This window comes from Ewingella sp. AOP8-B2-18, from assembly GCF_052376015.1.
In the GTDB taxonomy this organism is placed as follows: domain Bacteria; phylum Pseudomonadota; class Gammaproteobacteria; order Enterobacterales; family Enterobacteriaceae; genus Ewingella; species Ewingella allii.
The window spans coordinates 173,110-187,548 of record NZ_JBQSVB010000004.1; the positions used below are offsets into that span (position 1 = coordinate 173,110).

The window sequence follows — 14,439 nt, forward strand, 5'->3', positions numbered from 1 at the left end:
TTCCGCAATTGACTCTCATCTGAGGGCATTTTCGGCATTTATTCCTGTGAGGAATAAATGCTATTGCGCCCTGCTAGCTTGTGCTGGTATTAAGGTGCGGTAACTCTATTCCCCGGCATTTGAACTGAAGGACAGCGGCGCAGTGGACAGATTAATTGAGATGGAAACCTATATTCGCGTGGTTGAAGCGGGGTCATTTTCCATGGCGGCCAAGCAGCTCAATCTTGGGCAACCGGCGATATCCAAAACCATTGCCCGGCTGGAAGAGCGGCTGGGCGTTCGCCTGCTGCTACGCTCGACTCGCGGGCTTACACCCAGCGACGTCGGCCAGCGGTTTTACGAGCACGCCAAGCGCGCGGTGATAGAAGCCGATGAGGCCGAACAGGCGGTGCGCGATGCCTCTGCCGGGCTGTCTGGCACTCTGCGCGTCAGCGCGGCGGTGACTTTCGCCCGTATGCACATCTTACCAAAGCTGCCCGGTTTTCTAGAGCAGCATCCCGATTTGGATATCGACCTGCGCCTGAGCGACAGCAACATTGATTTGATTGTCGAAGGGATGGACGTCGCACTGCGAATGGGCGCGTTGCAGGATTCTGGCATGACCGCGCGACGCATCGCGCAAAGTCCGCGCCGAGTGGTGGGTACTTCTACCTATTTCGCCCGCGCCGGATTTCCGCAAACCCCGCAGGAACTCAGCCAGCATCAGGCCATTATCTATTCACAGCGCGGCGGTGGCGAAAACTGGCGTTTTCGTCAGAAAGATCAGCATGTTGAAGTATCACTTTCGGGCCGAGTTCGGGTCAGCGCCGCCGAAGGAATGCGCACTACCCTGCTGTCTCATCTTGGGTTAGCAGTGACGTCAGAGTGGATGTTCTCGCCGGAATTGGCTCAGGGAGAGGTGCAGATCGTATTGAGCGACTGGCAGCTACCGCCTGTTGATCTGTGGGCGGTTTTTCCCTCGGGCAGACTGGTTTCCGCCAAGGCCCGCGCCTTTGTGGCTTTCGTCGAAAACGTGTTAAACCCGCTCGACTAAACCGACTCCGGCGCGAGTTATATTAGTTGGCAACCAGCTTAAGCACCGGCAGAAGCTCGCTTGGATCCGGGCGCTGGGTGTAATCCGGGTTTATCTCGGCATAAAGCACCACGCCATCCTGCCCAATGACGTAGCGCGCGGGCATCGGCAGCGTCCAGCTCGGATCATCATTGATCAGTGGCAGATCGTTTTTCAGATTGGCGTAAAGCTCAATCAAGTAGTCCGGCAGGCGGAAACGCAGGCCAAATGCTGCAGCAATCTCGCCGTTAACGTCACTCAAGACGGGGAAACTCAGCTGGTTATTACGCACCACCTTGCGGCTATTGGGCTGCGTCTGCGGCGAAATCGCCACTACGCTACCATTCAGCGCCTGAATCTCTGGCAGCACCTCATTGATAGCCTGCAACTCCATATTGCAATACGGGCACCAAGCCCCGCGATAGAAGGTCACAACCAGCGGGCCTTTGGCCAGTAATTCGGCAGAGGAAATGGGCTGATTATTTTCATCCTGCAACAAGAAAGCGGGAGCGCGATCGCCAACCTTAACTGCCCTTTCCGCTTGCCCGCTGGCAATCAGTTCCGCCGTCGCCCGTGCCATAATCGGGTGAATTTCCGGCGGCGCGTTGTAAGGCGGTTTTCCGGCAAGAAAATCTGCTTTAAAAGCGTCGAGTTTGTCTTGAAGTGACATCGGGTATCTCCAGTGATAACGAGTTCGAATCGACAAGATTCGTCTGGAGGAGATACTGAGCGATTGCGGCAAGGCGAGGTAGAGGCCTGCAATGAATAAGACCTATTCATCGCAGGCATGCATTGGCGGTTATAGAAGCGTGATATTTTGCTGCAAAATCACATTATCAGCGGGTACAGGCTGGGCAATGACGGCGGTGCTTTTCAGCCGATTATTCACGGCGATCATTGAGCTGGTCGCTGGGTTAAAGGCCGTGAAGTCGAGGCGGCTATTGGTGAAGACTGAGGCAAAAATGTTGTACTGCGCCGCCCCGCTCCCCTGCCACGTCAATAGGCCGCCATCAATCCGGCAGCTATCAAAGGTCAGTTGGGTCGAAGAAAGGAGGATTGGCGTGCTGGTCACATCACCCACGAAGTCGCAGCGCACAAAGCTCAGCGGCGCGGTACTGGCGAACGGATGCCCGTTGATCCCTTTAAACACCGTATCAATAAAGACGATCGGCGAGGTGACGTTGACCCTCACCACCGGCGCTTTGTCATCCAGCAAAGAGAACTGGCACTGCTGAATCACATTCTTGCGCGCCGAGCGCCGCGACACCTGACTGATCCTCAGCGCGCGATCCGCCGTACAGCCCGTCATGTGCAGACCATCGACATTGACCCACAACATGCCGGACTGGGGAATTGCCGGGTCGGCGATCACCACCACGTCTTCCAGCGTCAGTTCGCTCACGCTGGACTGCGCCACAAACCACGGGCAAAGCTGTTTGCGCACATTAATGCGTTTAGCGCTGCCGCCCCAGGTTGCGCCGGAGTTGGCGAAGGTCATCAGCCCGGAGTTGCCGGTGTAGGTCAGGTCATGCTCATACTGGCCGTGGGTGACGAATGGCCCCTTTTCGGCACTTTGCCCGTTGGCGTGGCAGTTTTCTACCAGACAATAGGCCGAGCCGGTGAAGTCATTTAAATGCCGCGCGTTGGCGACGTTGCAGTCACTGACGTGGCCGTACAGACAGTAAATTTGCTGGGTCAGATAACCCGCGCCGCCGTAGGCGGTGTTCGGCGGGTTCATCAGTGAACACTGTTTGGTGAAGTAATAGGTATTCCAGCGTCGCATCACCACCGGCCAGAAAGAGCCAGTAGAGTGAATGCCCTGCACGTTGGCATAAATGGCGTATTCAAAAGCCACAGGATGGCTGCCGGTCAGCTGGTCGGTGCCGGCACCGATAAATTGCAGATTTTGCACCGTAACGTGATGAACTGGCTCAACCTTCTGCCAGCTAATCACCCGCCCCGGCTGCAGTTCCCAGCCGTTGGCATAACCCACCTGAATATGCGTTGGGTCGATAATGGCGATCACTTTCACCAACTTTTGCAGCTCGCGCTCGGCAGAACCCTTGATGGCTTTGACTTCGACGGCGAACCAATCCCCCACCTTAAATTGCGTGGAGTCACCGACCGGGAAGATATCCGTCAGTTCGGGCAAGGTATTGGTGAGTGTGAAGGTGATGGCCGAGCCGACCAGTCCGCCCTGAAAGAACATCACGGCGGCAAAGGGATCGTCTGGCCCGGTAGGCTCAATGCCGTGGGTATAAAGGGTGTGATTTTGGAAGTCGAGGGTGATGTCTGAACGCGTAAAACGATGTCGGCGCTGAAACAGCAGGTCGGAGTAGGCATAAATCTGACTGAACGCGGCGTCATTCACTAAGGCATCGAGGGCATCATCGGCGGGGATAGTATTATCAAAAATGCCGAAGGTGCGGAAATCGCCCACATCCTGATCGAGCAGCAGCCAGCGCCCGCTCGAGCTGTGGACAGAGCCAATTACCGTGCCCTGATTCACCGATTGACTGCTTGGCGGGTCCCAATAATAGTGCCCGCCGCCGCCGTCACCCGCCGAGTAATAGCCTTTTACAAATACGTTCATATCTTCTTGTGGATCTTGGTTTTGCAATTCAGAAATAGTATTGAGCGTTTTCATAGGGATTCCTTATTGATGTTTGGAGTGAGCACCTCTACGTTTTCAAATTTCTCGCTTCGAGGCGATGATGCGTTGATTGCTGGTCCCTGACACAACGGTAATAGCCGTGCGGCAGCTGAAAACGGGTAGCAATGAGGCGCCCAGAGGGTGGTGAGCCTGGCGAGGGATGTGCAGAAGATAATGCAGATCTCCTGTCACGGAGAGTATTGCAAGGGTGGAAGTTAAAGCGAAAAAACCTAGTAAATTTAGCAGGGTATGGCGTTACGCCTTCAGTCGCAGGGGGAGAAGGCGTGAGTTGGAGGATTAAACGGCAGGTGAAGGAAGCGTCACATCGCCCTCCCCTAATTCCAGCTGAAGCAGCACGGTGTCCACCCAGCGGCCATGCTTAAAGCCGACGCTTTTTAAGGTGCCGATGGTCTGGAAACCCAGCGATTGGTGCAGGCCAATAGACCCTAAATTCTCGCTATTGCCAACGTTGGCAATCATCTGTCGCCAGCCGCCCTCGGTGGCGCGGCGGATAGCTTCCTGCATCAGCCTTTTACCAATGCCCAGCCCCTGTTGCCCTTCGGCGATATAGACCGAACTTTCACAGGTAAAACGGTAAGCATAGCGCGGGCGATAAGGTGCCAGATAGCAGTAACCCAACACCTGTTTATCCCGTTTGGCGACCAGATAGCACATATTTTGGCTGAGCACTTTTTCGCGGCGGGTGAGCATTTCGTCAAGCGTCGGCGGCTCAGTTTCAAAAGAGGCAATGCCATGGATCACGTGGTGAGCGTAAATCGCCTGAACCTGAACCATGTCGGCTATGGTTGCATCATGCAGAGTGATGGTATCGCGCATTAAAACAGACATGTTTTGTTCTCTCAGAAGCTAACATTTTCATTGTTAAACAAAAGAATATGCCTGCAGTGACGAATTGGATAATAAGTAAATCTTATAGATGAAAGGGGCCGAAAAGGCGCTACACTGAAGGTCACTTTCCTCACACGGATGCAGCACAATGAAAAGACTTACCCAGCAAGATATGACGGAAAGCGAACAGCGCGAACTTAAAACGCTGCTTGACCAGAGCCGTAAAGCTCAAGGTCGTGATCTGACCAATTCAGAAACCAACCGCATCAAAGACAATTACATTGATAAATTGATGGAAGAGAAAGAGAAAGTTGCCGCTAAAGCGCGCGCCGAGAAGCGTCGTCTGAAAGCTGTACCCAGCTCGACGGCAACCTACGACTGGACCGCCAGAACGCATCCACGCGGCCGTCGTTGATTGACATTTTGTTTACAGGGCTCAGTGATTGAGCCCTGATTCTTCCCCGCTAAGCCTGTAATAATTTAAAGCCGTGAGTCCCGTCCTTCTCCAACTGCGCCACTAAACCATACTCCCAGTCGAGATAATCCTGCATCGCCTGCGGGCTGACGTCGGTGCCCTCATAGGGGCGACGGTAGCGATCTTGCGCATTCACAATCCACACAGAGTCGCCGAGCTCCAGCGGCAGACCCGCATCAATCCAGCCCACCGTGCCTTTTTGCAACAGATAGGCCGGAGAGCCAGTGAGCGCCGCCACTTCGGTGACAGCGTAACGTGCTAACAGCCCGCTGGTGCAGGTGACTACCCAGCGTGACACCGCCGGATGGCGACGCACGGCCTGCGCAATATTAGCGCGAGTGGTCCACAGCGCGCCCGGAATGCGGCGATTGCGGAAGTTGGCGCTGGTTGTCAGGTCAATCACGCCAGTACTCCCCTCCTCCAGCCACTGCTGTAGCTGGGCGGGCAGCACTTCTTCGACAGCCGGAGCCGCCGCCGTTTTCGCCTGCCAGTGACCCTGCTCGGTGAAATCCGCCGCCGCGGCGTCAAGCACCGCAACTTCCCAGTTCATCTGGGCCAGCCAAGAGGCCGCCAGCTCGGCGCGCACCTGCTGGTCATCTGCCAGCACAATTCTTGCACCGCGCACGCTGGCGTAGTGGTCAGTTTCTTGCACTAATTGCCCGCCGGGCACGTGGCGCGCGCCGGGAAAATGCCCCGCCGCGTACTCTTCAGCCGTGCGCACGTCGAACAGATACAGCGTGCGGGAACTGTCTTGCTGCCACTCGTCCAGCGTTTCGGCTGAAATGTATTTCACCCCGGCGCGACGGGCTACGTTTTGGGCACTCTCTGCCGCCGCCTGTTTTGAAGAGAAACTCAGCGGCGGGAAGCTGGCCTGTTGCTGATGAGCCAATGCCTGCCCCGCCAGCGTCCAGCCGATAGTGCCGTTGCGCAGCGCCGCCACCGGATTAGGAATGCCCGCGTTGATCAGCGATTGCGTACCAATAATGCTGCGGGTGCGTCCGGCGCAGTTGATAATCACCTGCGTTTGCGGGTTCGGCACCGCGTCGCGCAGGCGCAGGACCAGCTCGCCGCCCGGCACGCTGACACCGTTGGGAATGCTCATGGTGTTGAATTCGTCGAAGCGGCGGACATCCAGAATAGCGATGTCCGCCCCTTGCTGTTGCAGCGCCTGCACCTGCTCGGCGCTGAACGATGGCGTGTGATAATGGTGTTCAACCCACTCGCCGAAGGCTTTGCCCGGCGCGTTCACATCAATAAAGATTTCGCCGCCCGCTTCGCGCCAGCCCGCCAAATCCCCGGCTAACAGCGCAATATCGCGATAGCCCAGCGCCTTGAACGTCGCCAGAGCGCGGGTGGTTTTGCGAATGCCCTGTTCTTCGTCCCAAAACTCGCCGTTGTCGTACAAAGTGATGGGCGTGTTGCGGCGCGGCAGGCGATCCAGTGCTTCTATCTCCAGTTTGGATAATGGCAGATTGACGGCAAACAGCGGATGCCCGGTGGCAAAGGCGGCCTCTTCGCGCAAATCGATCAGGGCAACTTCTTGTTGATTGAGCAGCGCGTCGCGCAGTTCGGCGAAATGACGTAAGGGCGTGGACGAAGTTTTAGTCATGTTGTTTCTCTTTCAATAGATGTTGCTCTTTCGACAGGTCCCAGACATTGGGCAAGGTGCGATTGGAGTAACCGGAGATAAAAGTTTTTTGCTGGCCGTCCGGCAGGTAAACCGCGCGCGACACCGCGCCAATGTTGCCACCGTAAACGTGAATACTGACCGAAACCTGGTCGCTAAACGCATTGCTGACTTGATGAATATCCAGCTCGGACGGGGAGATTTTCTCGACGGCTCCCGGCGTTAATCGCACCGGCTGGCCTTCTGGCACCAGCTTGCCCAGACCGTTTCGCACATAGTTTTGGCTGATCTCTTCGCCGCGCAGCATGCCAATCAGCCCCCACACGCGATGGTCGTGGATTGGCGTGATTTGGCCCGGTCCCCAAACAAAGCTCACCACCGAAAAGCGCGACAGCGGGTCGGCATACAGCAGATATTGCTGGTAATGGTCGGGATGCGGCACGGCAAATTCGTCATCCAGCCAGACGTCGTTCGCCACCAGTTGGCCCAAAAGCTCCGCCCCCTGCGCCAGCACCTCCTGCTCCTCGTGCGGCTCGCTCACTAATCGCGTGAGCGACGCCAAAAACTCGCGTAACGGCGCGTAATGTCGAATTGTCATAATTGCCTCTTAAGATAAGCCCTTTTTGCAGGCTAGCATCGCCACTGACCAAGCAAAATTCATTTTATGGATAAGCTAATATGCAAATCACACATAAAAATGTGCTGTGAGTGCCGACTTAGGGCCAAGATTTGCTTTATGCTGGACTGATTGTCGTCTTCGAAGACGCGACTTAAAGGGACTGCTCCACTTATGAAAATAGAAGATCTGACGGCATTCGTCGCAGTGATCCGTCTGCAATCCACCCGCCTCGCCGCCGAGGAGTTAGGGCTGACCCAGCCCGCTATCACCCGCCGGGTGCAGAACTTCGAGGAATCTCTGGGCATCGCGCTACTCAATCGCCAGACCAAACCCCTCAAGCCGACATTAATGGGTAAACGCGTCTTCCAGCAGTGCCGCAACATTCTTCGTGAAGTAGAAGCCCTGAGCGATTTGGTGGCGGCGGACCACCCGCCGTCCGGACTGCTGCGTCTGGCCGTGCCGCAAAGTTTGAGTGAAACCAGCCTGCTGCCGGCGCTGAAAATGTTGTCTTCCGACTTCCCGCAGGTGCAGCCGCGCCTCTCCAGCGGCTGGGGTGAAGAGCTGTTGCTGCGGGTTCAGCGTCAGGAGCTGGAGGCGGCGGTGGTGCTGTTTCCCGCCAGCAAGCAGTTCCCTTCCGGCTTAGAAAGTCAGGCGTTAGGTTCGGTGGATTTAGTGGTGGTTGGGCCGAATGACCCCAAGGTGCCGCCATTGCGCAAACTGGAGGAAGGCTATCAGCGTGGCTGGATTTTGAATCCGGAAGGTTGTGGTTTTCGCGCCGCGCTGCAACGCGCCCTGACGGAACAGGGGTTGCCGCTGCTGCTGAATCTCGAGGCGTTTGGCGTCACCTTGCAGCTGTCGCTGATTGCCGAAGGTCGCGGATTAGGGCTGATGCCTCGCGCCTTGGTCGAGCGCCACGCCCTGCGTCCGCAGCTGCAAATTTACAGTTTGCAGGACTTCGCGCCGCGCAGCCAGCTGTGGCTGGTGTACCCGAACGTGCCCGCCAGCCAAATTCCGGCCATTGACGCCTTCGCGGCGGCCATCGCCCAAGGGCTGGATCTCGCCCCTCTGGCTGTCGATCAGCCGCAGGCATAATATCCAATCCTTTTAATGCACAATTTTTATATTAACTTATGATAAAAATTAATTTCTAACATAGTAAAAGGCTGTCTAAGGTAATACGCTCCTGCCATCGCCTATGCGCTGGCAACTTATGCAACCAGGAGTGACAGCCCATGAGCGTGCAATTCATTGGTATGATCGGCCATCGTTTGGCCTCCGAAATAATTCCCGCGACGGGGCCAATATTCGATAAGAAATATATCGCCGACTTCGCCAAAGCCCACGAGGATGCGGGATTTGACCGCATTCTGGTGGCTTACGCCTCCGACCAACCTGATGCCTTTTTAGTCACCGCGCACGCGGGAGCTAACACTTCCCGTATCCACTTCCTGTTAGCCCATCGCCCCGGGTTTGTAGCCCCGACACTTGCGGCGCGAAAGCTGGCGACCCTCGATCACCTGCTCGACGGCCGTTTAGCGGTGCATATCATCAGCGGCGGTAGCGACGCCGAACAGCGCCGCGACGGCGACTTTGTGCCGAAGTCCGGCCGTTACGCACGCACCGACGAGTATATCGATGTGCTGAAAAACGAGTGGTATTCGGTCAAAGGCTTTGACCATCAAGGGGAGTTTTATCAGGCGGAAAACGCCTTCTCGGCCATCAAACCTTTCAATCAGCATTTGCCGGTGTTCTTCGGCGGTTCTTCGGAAGACGCCATCCGCGTGGCGGGCAAGCAGGCCGATGTGTTTGCCCTGTGGGGCGAGCCGCTGGCCAGCGCAGCCGAAACGGTACAGGCGGTGAAAGCCTCCGCCGCGCGCCATCAGCGCGAGATTGAATTCAGCATCTCCTTCCGCCCTATTCTCGGCCGTACCGAAGAAGAAGCCTGGGCCAAGGCCGAAACTATTCGCGAAAAAGCCGCCGCGCTGATTGCCCGCAATGGCCAGTCTCAGGCGCCAAAACCGCAAAGCGTCGGCGCCGAGCGGCTGCTCAACGCCGTGGCTCAGGGGGATCGCCTCGACGAGCGTCTATGGACCGGCATTGCCGGGCTGATTGGCGGCGGTTCAAACTCCACCGCGCTGGTCGGTACGCCGGAGCAAGTTTCCGACGCCCTGCTGAAATATTACGATTTAGGGATCCACACCTTCTTAATTCGCGGCTTCGACCCACTCAACGACGCAGTGGAATATGGCAAAGAGCTGATCCCGCTAACGCGCAAAAAAATCGCCGCGCGTCTGGCTCAAAAACACCCTCAACACGAATCGACGGTATAAAAATGACCATAATGAAATCATTGGGAAAATTGCTGGTTGCCACCACCCTGATGGGCAGCGTAAATCTGGCGTGGGCCGATGAAGTGACGCTGCGCGTCGCCGACCAGAAAGGCAATATGCGCGCCCAGCTGGAAGCGGCGGGAAAGCTGGATAACCTGCCGTACAAAATCGAATGGTCGGAATTCCCCGCCGCCGCGCCTCTCGCCGAAGCGCTCAACGCGCAGGCCGTGGACGTAGGGATCATTGGCGACGCGCCGCTGCTGTTTGCCGAAGCCGCCGGGGCGCAGGTGAAAGCCATTGCGGTGGATAAATCAGACGCCTACGGCACGGCGCTGCTGGTCAAGCCTGACAGCCTAATCAAAACAGCGGCGGATTTAAAAGGTAAAAGCATCGCCACTAACCGTGGTTCTATTGGTCACTTTGTGGCGCTGAAGGCATTGGCCTCGGCCGGGCTTTCCGCCAAAGATGTTACCTTCCGCTTCTTACCGCCGAGCGACGCCAAGCTGGCGCTGACGCAGGGTTCAGTAGATGTTTGGGCGACGTGGGAACCTTACACCGCCTTCGCCGAAACGCAGGATCATCTGCGGGTAGTGGTGAATGGGCGCGGACTGTGGTCTGGCAACAGCTTCCTGGCCGCCACCGATTCAGCGCTGAAAGATAACGCCAAGCGCCAAGCCATTACTGACTACTTGCAGCGCCTGAGCGATTCGCAAGTGTGGGCCTATCAGCATCTGGATGAGTACAGCCAGCAGTTAGCCAAAATTATCGGCTTCCCGCTGCCTGCGGCTCGTCTCTCCTTCGAACGCCGTAAATCTTACTGGCAATCCATCGATGAAGAGACTCAAACCCAGCAGCAACAAACCGCTGATTTCTACCATGATCAGGGCTTACTGCCGGTCAAGCTGGAGGTGAAGAACACCTTCGACGAAAGCTTTAAGGTCAAACAGCCTTAATCACTGCCCTTCCCGCTGCGCTGCGCCCACCGGGCGTTCTCCCGCCGGAATTAATCTTCCGGCGGCGAGCGCAAACACCGAAATCACCGCCGCGACGATAAACACCCAATGCAGTGACGCCGCCACGCTGTCGGTAATAATGCCGAGCTGGGTGGAGTCGATATTGGCTCGCTGGCTTTTTTCCATCAGCTGCTGCACCGGATCGCTGATATTCGGCAGGCGTTTTTCCAGATTAAGGTTCAAGGTTGCGCCAAGCAGCGCCGTGCCAATGGCCGACCCGAGCATGCGGGTAAACACCGTTGACGCCGTGGCAATGCCGCGGATCGCTGGCTCGGCGGCATTTTGCACCGAAACCAAAAACGTGGTGTTACACAGCCCCATCCCCGCGCCGATAGTTAAGGCCGCTAATCGCGCCCACCACAGGCCGGAAGATGGCGATAACAGCAGTAAAATCAGGCTGCCGCTGACCAATAGCAGACCGCCGATCATCGCCGTAGCGCGGTATGACGTCGCGTGCATAATTCTGCCACTCAGCATACTGGCCAACGGCCAGCCGATAGACATCAGCGCCAGCGTGGTGCCCGCCTCTAGTGGCGTTCCGCCCATCACCCCCTGCACGAAGGTCGGCAAAAAGGCGCTAATGCCCATCATGGTGGCACCAATCACCAGCCCGCCAATATTCCCGGCGATAATCACTTTGCTCTGCCACAGGGCCAGCGGGAAAAGTGGCTCAGGAGCTTTGCGCTCTTGGCGAACCAGCAGCCAGCCGGTGAACAGCGCGAAGGCAACAAGCGCTAAGGCCCAGTAGCCAAAAGCCTCAGCTTGCAGCATGGCAAGTAACAGCGAGGCGACCGACAAGGTCAGATAAGTGGTTCCGGCCAAGTCCAGAATGTGCTGCTTGCGCTGGCTTTCCGCCGGTAAAAAGCGCCACAGGATCGCCATGGCTAACAGCCCTAAAGGCACGTTGACCCAGAAAATGACCGCCCAGTGGAAATGCGAAACGATAAACGCGCCGAGCAGCGGACCGGCAATCGCTGAAACGCCCCACACGCTAGCAAGGTAGCCCTGCGCCTTGGCGCGCTCCTGCGGGCCATATACATTAGCTATCAGCGTGGTGGCAATCGGGGTGATCGCTCCGGCGCCCAGACCCTGTAAGGCGCGGAAGCCAATCATCCACGGCAAAGACGGCGAGAAGCCACAGAGCACCGAGCCAATCAAAAACAGCGTAGTACCAATGAAAAACACCTTTCGGCAGCCGTATAAATCTGCCAGTCGGCCATAAATCGGCACGGTGATCGCCTGAGTCAGCAGATAGACCGCAAACACCCAGCCAAGCAGCGAGAACCCGCCCAAATCGGCAATGATGGTGGGCATGGCGGTCGCCACAATGGTGGCTTCGACTGCCGCCATAAACATCGACAACATGCAGGCGATCAGTATAAGGGGGCGGCGCTTGTGGCTGACTAAGGGGACGAAAGCAGTCTGATTCATAGGCTTAATCTGTTGTTCTTATGTTTCAGTCGAGAATGAATTTTGCAGTATATCAGCGAGATTGCGGGAAGGTTTATCGGTCGCGTGCTAACGAAATTGAAAAAGCCCCGCCGGATGAGAGCCATCCGGCGGGGCGAAAAGTGGTCACTTTCACTGCAATGAATCAGGCAGTCTTGCTATGACCAATAGGCAGCAGGGATAAATCGATATATTTCGCCATATCGCGAGATTCAGCGCGCGGTAAATAGGGAATTTCCCCCAGCAGCGGCGCTGAAATATTATGGCTAATGGCATCAATTGTTTGCTGATAATGCGCAAGGCAAGGGTTAATACGATTGGCGACCCAGCCCGCTAACGATAACCCATCGGTATTAATAGCCTGAGCACTTAATAAGGCGTGGCTCACGCAACCCTCTTGAATACCCACGACTAAAATAACCGGAATATTTTCCAGACGAACCCAATCAGAATAAAAACGATCGGGGGTGATCAAGGTTCTCCAGCCATCACAGCCTTCAACCACCACAATATCACCGCCCTGACGCATAAACTTCAGGCCAGAGGTCATTATTTCAAACACATTATCTGGCGTATTACTGGCATAAATATCTTCATCTAACAGTGCCAGCGGCGTTATTTTGTCATAAGGGTAAGAAATAGAAGATGAATTTTGCAGTATCACGGCATCTTTATTTCGAATGCCATCTGCCAGTTCCTGACTCCCTGTCGCAATCGGTTTATAGCCCAATGCGCAGTGCCCCTGCGCGGCTAAAGCCTGTAGCAAAGCACGCGTCACGATGGTTTTACCTACGCGAGCGTCCGTACCCGTGACGAAAAAGTGCGTTAACATGGAATGTTGGCTCCAGGATCTTCCGTTTAACTGAGGATTTATCTCCGGCGAGTGCGCCTGAGACAATGTACAGGGGAAAGTCTAGGCGATACCAATCGATAACGATTTGCGTTAGCGCAATGTTTTGTCCACTGGCAAACAGAAGTTTGAATTTAGGATTTTTATTATATTGGCGGGAAACCTACAAGGCTAATTCATACCAATAATTAACCTTGTAGCAGTTTAATTAACAGAGAGCCGTTATAAAGCGCGTCTTTGACTAATGCCGCGCCCGGCATGGTGCCTTTGTTATAAAACTCAGTGGATTCGAGTTTTATATTTTCGCTATAAGCCGGCAGAGACTGCTGTTGAATGCAGGACATTATTGCCGGATGGAGAATTTCTTTGGCGAAATTAAGCGGCGAGCCGATCAATATTTTCTCAGGATTAAACAAGTTAACCATGATGGCGAGGATCCGCCCTACGCTGTGGCCGACATTAATAATTACATCGCGGGCCAGCTGGTCGCCGCGATTTGCCGCGTCGCATACCGCCTCAATTGTCAGCGGAATGCCCTGCAGGCTGGAGTTGACCGCCTGAGTTAATCGCTGGCGAACCAACTCAAGAATATTATCAGTGCTGGCGACGGTTTCGAGACAGCCGTGATTGCCGCAATAGCAGCGTTTGCCGTAAGGATCGACCTGCGTGTGGCCCATTTCCACCACGCTGCTGCTGCCGCTGTGTAGCACGCGGCCGCCGGTGATCACCCCTGCGCCGACATTGTGGTCAATAACCACCTGAATCACGTTTTGACTGCCGCGAGAGGCACCATATAAGGCTTCGGCCATGGTCCAGGCGCCAATATCATGCTGCACGAAAACCGGCAGGCCGGTATGGGCTTCAAGCGCTGCGCCGAGCGGCATTTCATCGACGTCTGCGTAAAACGGCATGCGATGCACCACCCCTTCGCGGGCGTTAATCATCCCCGGTAAGGTAATAGCGATGGCGGTGAGGCGTTCGAGTTTGCGCTGATGGCGAATAAAGAACTGGTCGATTTCAGCGACAATGCGTTCAAGCAGAGGTTTATCCGCCGCGGCGGGCAGAGCCAGTTCTTCTTCAACCACCAGTTTACTGCTCAGATCACGCAGCCCGAGGGTAATTGCCCCTAAGCTGATGCGCGCAGAAAGGTAGTGCCAGGCATTAGTGTCGAGCACCAAACCGATGGCGGGACGCCCGCGACTGCCTGGCTCCTGAAACTCAGTTTCTTGCACCAAATGAGCTTGTAACAGTTCACGAACAATCTTGGTAATACTGGCGGGGGCAAGCTGCGCTTTTTTCGACAGCTCGATACGCGAAACGGGTCCAAACTGATCTATCAGCCGGTATACGGCACCGACGTTCGTTTGCTTTATTTGATCAATATGCCCAGGCTGCCCATCAGGGATCACAGAAAAAACTCCGTTATTTTTCGCGCTTCAAAATAAAGATTAATGGCTATGGTGGGGTTTTTGCTATATGTCGTCAACTATTTGATTCGTTATGTGATTTGGTGCACATATTGA

13 protein-coding genes are annotated in these 14,439 nt (G+C 55.6%); 5 read left to right on the forward strand and 8 right to left on the reverse strand.

Annotation, left to right across the window (positions count from 1 at the left end):
- Window positions 1-142 precede the first annotated feature (142 nt).
- The gene (locus ACT3RR_RS10570; protein WP_496200271.1) at window positions 143-1,033 is read left to right on the forward strand and encodes a LysR substrate-binding domain-containing protein; all 891 of its coding nucleotides are present in this window, start codon (window positions 143-145) and stop codon (window positions 1,031-1,033) included.
- A 22-nt stretch (window positions 1,034-1,055) separates the two neighbouring features.
- On the opposite strand, the gene ACT3RR_RS10575 is transcribed toward ACT3RR_RS10570, so the two are convergent.
- From ACT3RR_RS10575 to ACT3RR_RS10585, 3 genes are all read right to left on the reverse strand, one after another.
- A complete protein-coding gene (locus ACT3RR_RS10575) occupies window positions 1,056-1,721 on the reverse strand; it encodes a peroxiredoxin-like family protein (RefSeq protein WP_496200272.1) in 666 nt (221 codons plus the stop codon).
- Window positions 1,722-1,850: 129 nt separating this feature from the next.
- A complete protein-coding gene (locus tag ACT3RR_RS10580) occupies window positions 1,851-3,698 on the reverse strand; it encodes a hypothetical protein (RefSeq protein ID WP_496200273.1) in 1,848 nt (615 codons plus the stop codon).
- A gap of 303 nt (window positions 3,699-4,001) precedes the next feature.
- Window positions 4,002-4,553, reverse strand: a complete 552-nt coding sequence (locus ACT3RR_RS10585) for a GNAT family N-acetyltransferase (RefSeq protein ID WP_486030995.1) — start codon at window positions 4,551-4,553, stop codon at window positions 4,002-4,004.
- 148 nt (window positions 4,554-4,701) lie between these two features.
- Between ACT3RR_RS10585 and ACT3RR_RS10590 the strand changes: the two genes are divergently transcribed.
- The gene (locus ACT3RR_RS10590; protein WP_034790355.1) at window positions 4,702-4,968 is read left to right on the forward strand and encodes a YjbD family protein; all 267 of its coding nucleotides are present in this window, start codon (window positions 4,702-4,704) and stop codon (window positions 4,966-4,968) included.
- Between the two features lie 49 nt (window positions 4,969-5,017).
- Here the strand turns inward: ACT3RR_RS10590 and ACT3RR_RS10595 are convergent, their stop codons facing one another.
- Both ACT3RR_RS10595 and ACT3RR_RS10600 read right to left on the reverse strand, forming a co-directional pair.
- Window positions 5,018-6,637 (reverse strand): rhodanese homology domain-containing protein, encoded by a 1,620-nt coding sequence (locus tag ACT3RR_RS10595; RefSeq protein WP_496200274.1) that lies wholly within the window; start codon window positions 6,635-6,637, stop codon window positions 5,018-5,020.
- Window positions 6,630-7,253 (reverse strand): cysteine dioxygenase, encoded by a 624-nt coding sequence (locus tag ACT3RR_RS10600; RefSeq protein ID WP_496200275.1) that lies wholly within the window; start codon window positions 7,251-7,253, stop codon window positions 6,630-6,632. The genes ACT3RR_RS10595 and ACT3RR_RS10600 overlap by 8 nt, the downstream gene beginning before the upstream one ends.
- Window positions 7,254-7,445: 192 nt before the next feature.
- Here ACT3RR_RS10600 and ACT3RR_RS10605 point away from each other — a divergent pair, with 192 nt between their 5' ends.
- The 3 genes from ACT3RR_RS10605 (at window position 7,446) to ACT3RR_RS10615 (ending at window position 10,557) form a co-directional block, all read left to right on the forward strand.
- Entirely contained in the window at window positions 7,446-8,366 is a 921-nt protein-coding gene (locus ACT3RR_RS10605; RefSeq protein ID WP_496200276.1) for a LysR family transcriptional regulator, read from the forward strand.
- 140 nt (window positions 8,367-8,506) lie between these two features.
- Complete coding sequence (locus ACT3RR_RS10610; RefSeq protein ID WP_496200277.1) at window positions 8,507-9,604, forward strand: LLM class flavin-dependent oxidoreductase; 1,098 nt, start codon at window positions 8,507-8,509, stop codon at window positions 9,602-9,604.
- 11 nt (window positions 9,605-9,615) lie between these two features.
- Window positions 9,616-10,557, forward strand: a complete 942-nt coding sequence (locus ACT3RR_RS10615) for an ABC transporter substrate-binding protein (RefSeq protein ID WP_353503965.1) — start codon at window positions 9,616-9,618, stop codon at window positions 10,555-10,557.
- Here ACT3RR_RS10615 and ACT3RR_RS10620 read toward each other — a convergent pair whose 3' ends face one another.
- From ACT3RR_RS10620 to mlc, 3 genes are all read right to left on the reverse strand, one after another.
- Window positions 10,558-12,048 carry an MDR family MFS transporter gene (locus ACT3RR_RS10620; protein ID WP_496200278.1) on the reverse strand — a complete coding sequence of 497 codons (1,491 nt, stop codon included), beginning with the start codon at window positions 12,046-12,048 and terminating at the stop codon, window positions 10,558-10,560.
- A 163-nt stretch (window positions 12,049-12,211) separates the two neighbouring features.
- Window positions 12,212-12,898: a dethiobiotin synthase gene (gene bioD / locus ACT3RR_RS10625; protein WP_353502014.1), complete on the reverse strand. Its 687-nt coding sequence runs from the start codon at window positions 12,896-12,898 to the stop codon at window positions 12,212-12,214.
- 206 nt (window positions 12,899-13,104) lie between these two features.
- Window positions 13,105-14,325: a sugar metabolism global transcriptional regulator Mlc gene (mlc, locus tag ACT3RR_RS10630; RefSeq protein WP_486031005.1), complete on the reverse strand. Its 1,221-nt coding sequence runs from the start codon at window positions 14,323-14,325 to the stop codon at window positions 13,105-13,107.
- Window positions 14,326-14,439 lie beyond the last annotated feature (114 nt).

Bases quoted from the DNA above. Each gene is read 5' to 3' on its own strand.
- ACT3RR_RS10575 (WP_496200272.1), bottom strand. From the start codon at position 1,721: ATGTCACTTCAAGACAAACTCGACGCTTTTAAAGCAGATTTTCTTGCC.
- ACT3RR_RS10580 (WP_496200273.1), bottom strand. From the start codon at position 3,698: ATGAAAACGCTCAATACTATTTCTGAATTGCAAAACCAAGATCCACAA.
- ACT3RR_RS10585 (WP_486030995.1), bottom strand. From the start codon at position 4,553: ATGTCTGTTTTAATGCGCGATACCATCACTCTGCATGATGCAACCATA.
- ACT3RR_RS10590 (WP_034790355.1), top strand. From the start codon at position 4,702: ATGAAAAGACTTACCCAGCAAGATATGACGGAAAGCGAACAGCGCGAA.
- ACT3RR_RS10595 (WP_496200274.1), bottom strand. From the start codon at position 6,637: ATGACTAAAACTTCGTCCACGCCCTTACGTCATTTCGCCGAACTGCGC.
- ACT3RR_RS10600 (WP_496200275.1), bottom strand. From the start codon at position 7,253: ATGACAATTCGACATTACGCGCCGTTACGCGAGTTTTTGGCGTCGCTC.
- ACT3RR_RS10605 (WP_496200276.1), top strand. From the start codon at position 7,446: ATGAAAATAGAAGATCTGACGGCATTCGTCGCAGTGATCCGTCTGCAA.
- ACT3RR_RS10610 (WP_496200277.1), top strand. From the start codon at position 8,507: ATGAGCGTGCAATTCATTGGTATGATCGGCCATCGTTTGGCCTCCGAA.
- ACT3RR_RS10615 (WP_353503965.1), top strand. From the start codon at position 9,616: ATGAAATCATTGGGAAAATTGCTGGTTGCCACCACCCTGATGGGCAGC.
- ACT3RR_RS10620 (WP_496200278.1), bottom strand. From the start codon at position 12,048: ATGAATCAGACTGCTTTCGTCCCCTTAGTCAGCCACAAGCGCCGCCCC.
- bioD (WP_353502014.1), bottom strand. From the start codon at position 12,898: ATGTTAACGCACTTTTTCGTCACGGGTACGGACGCTCGCGTAGGTAAA.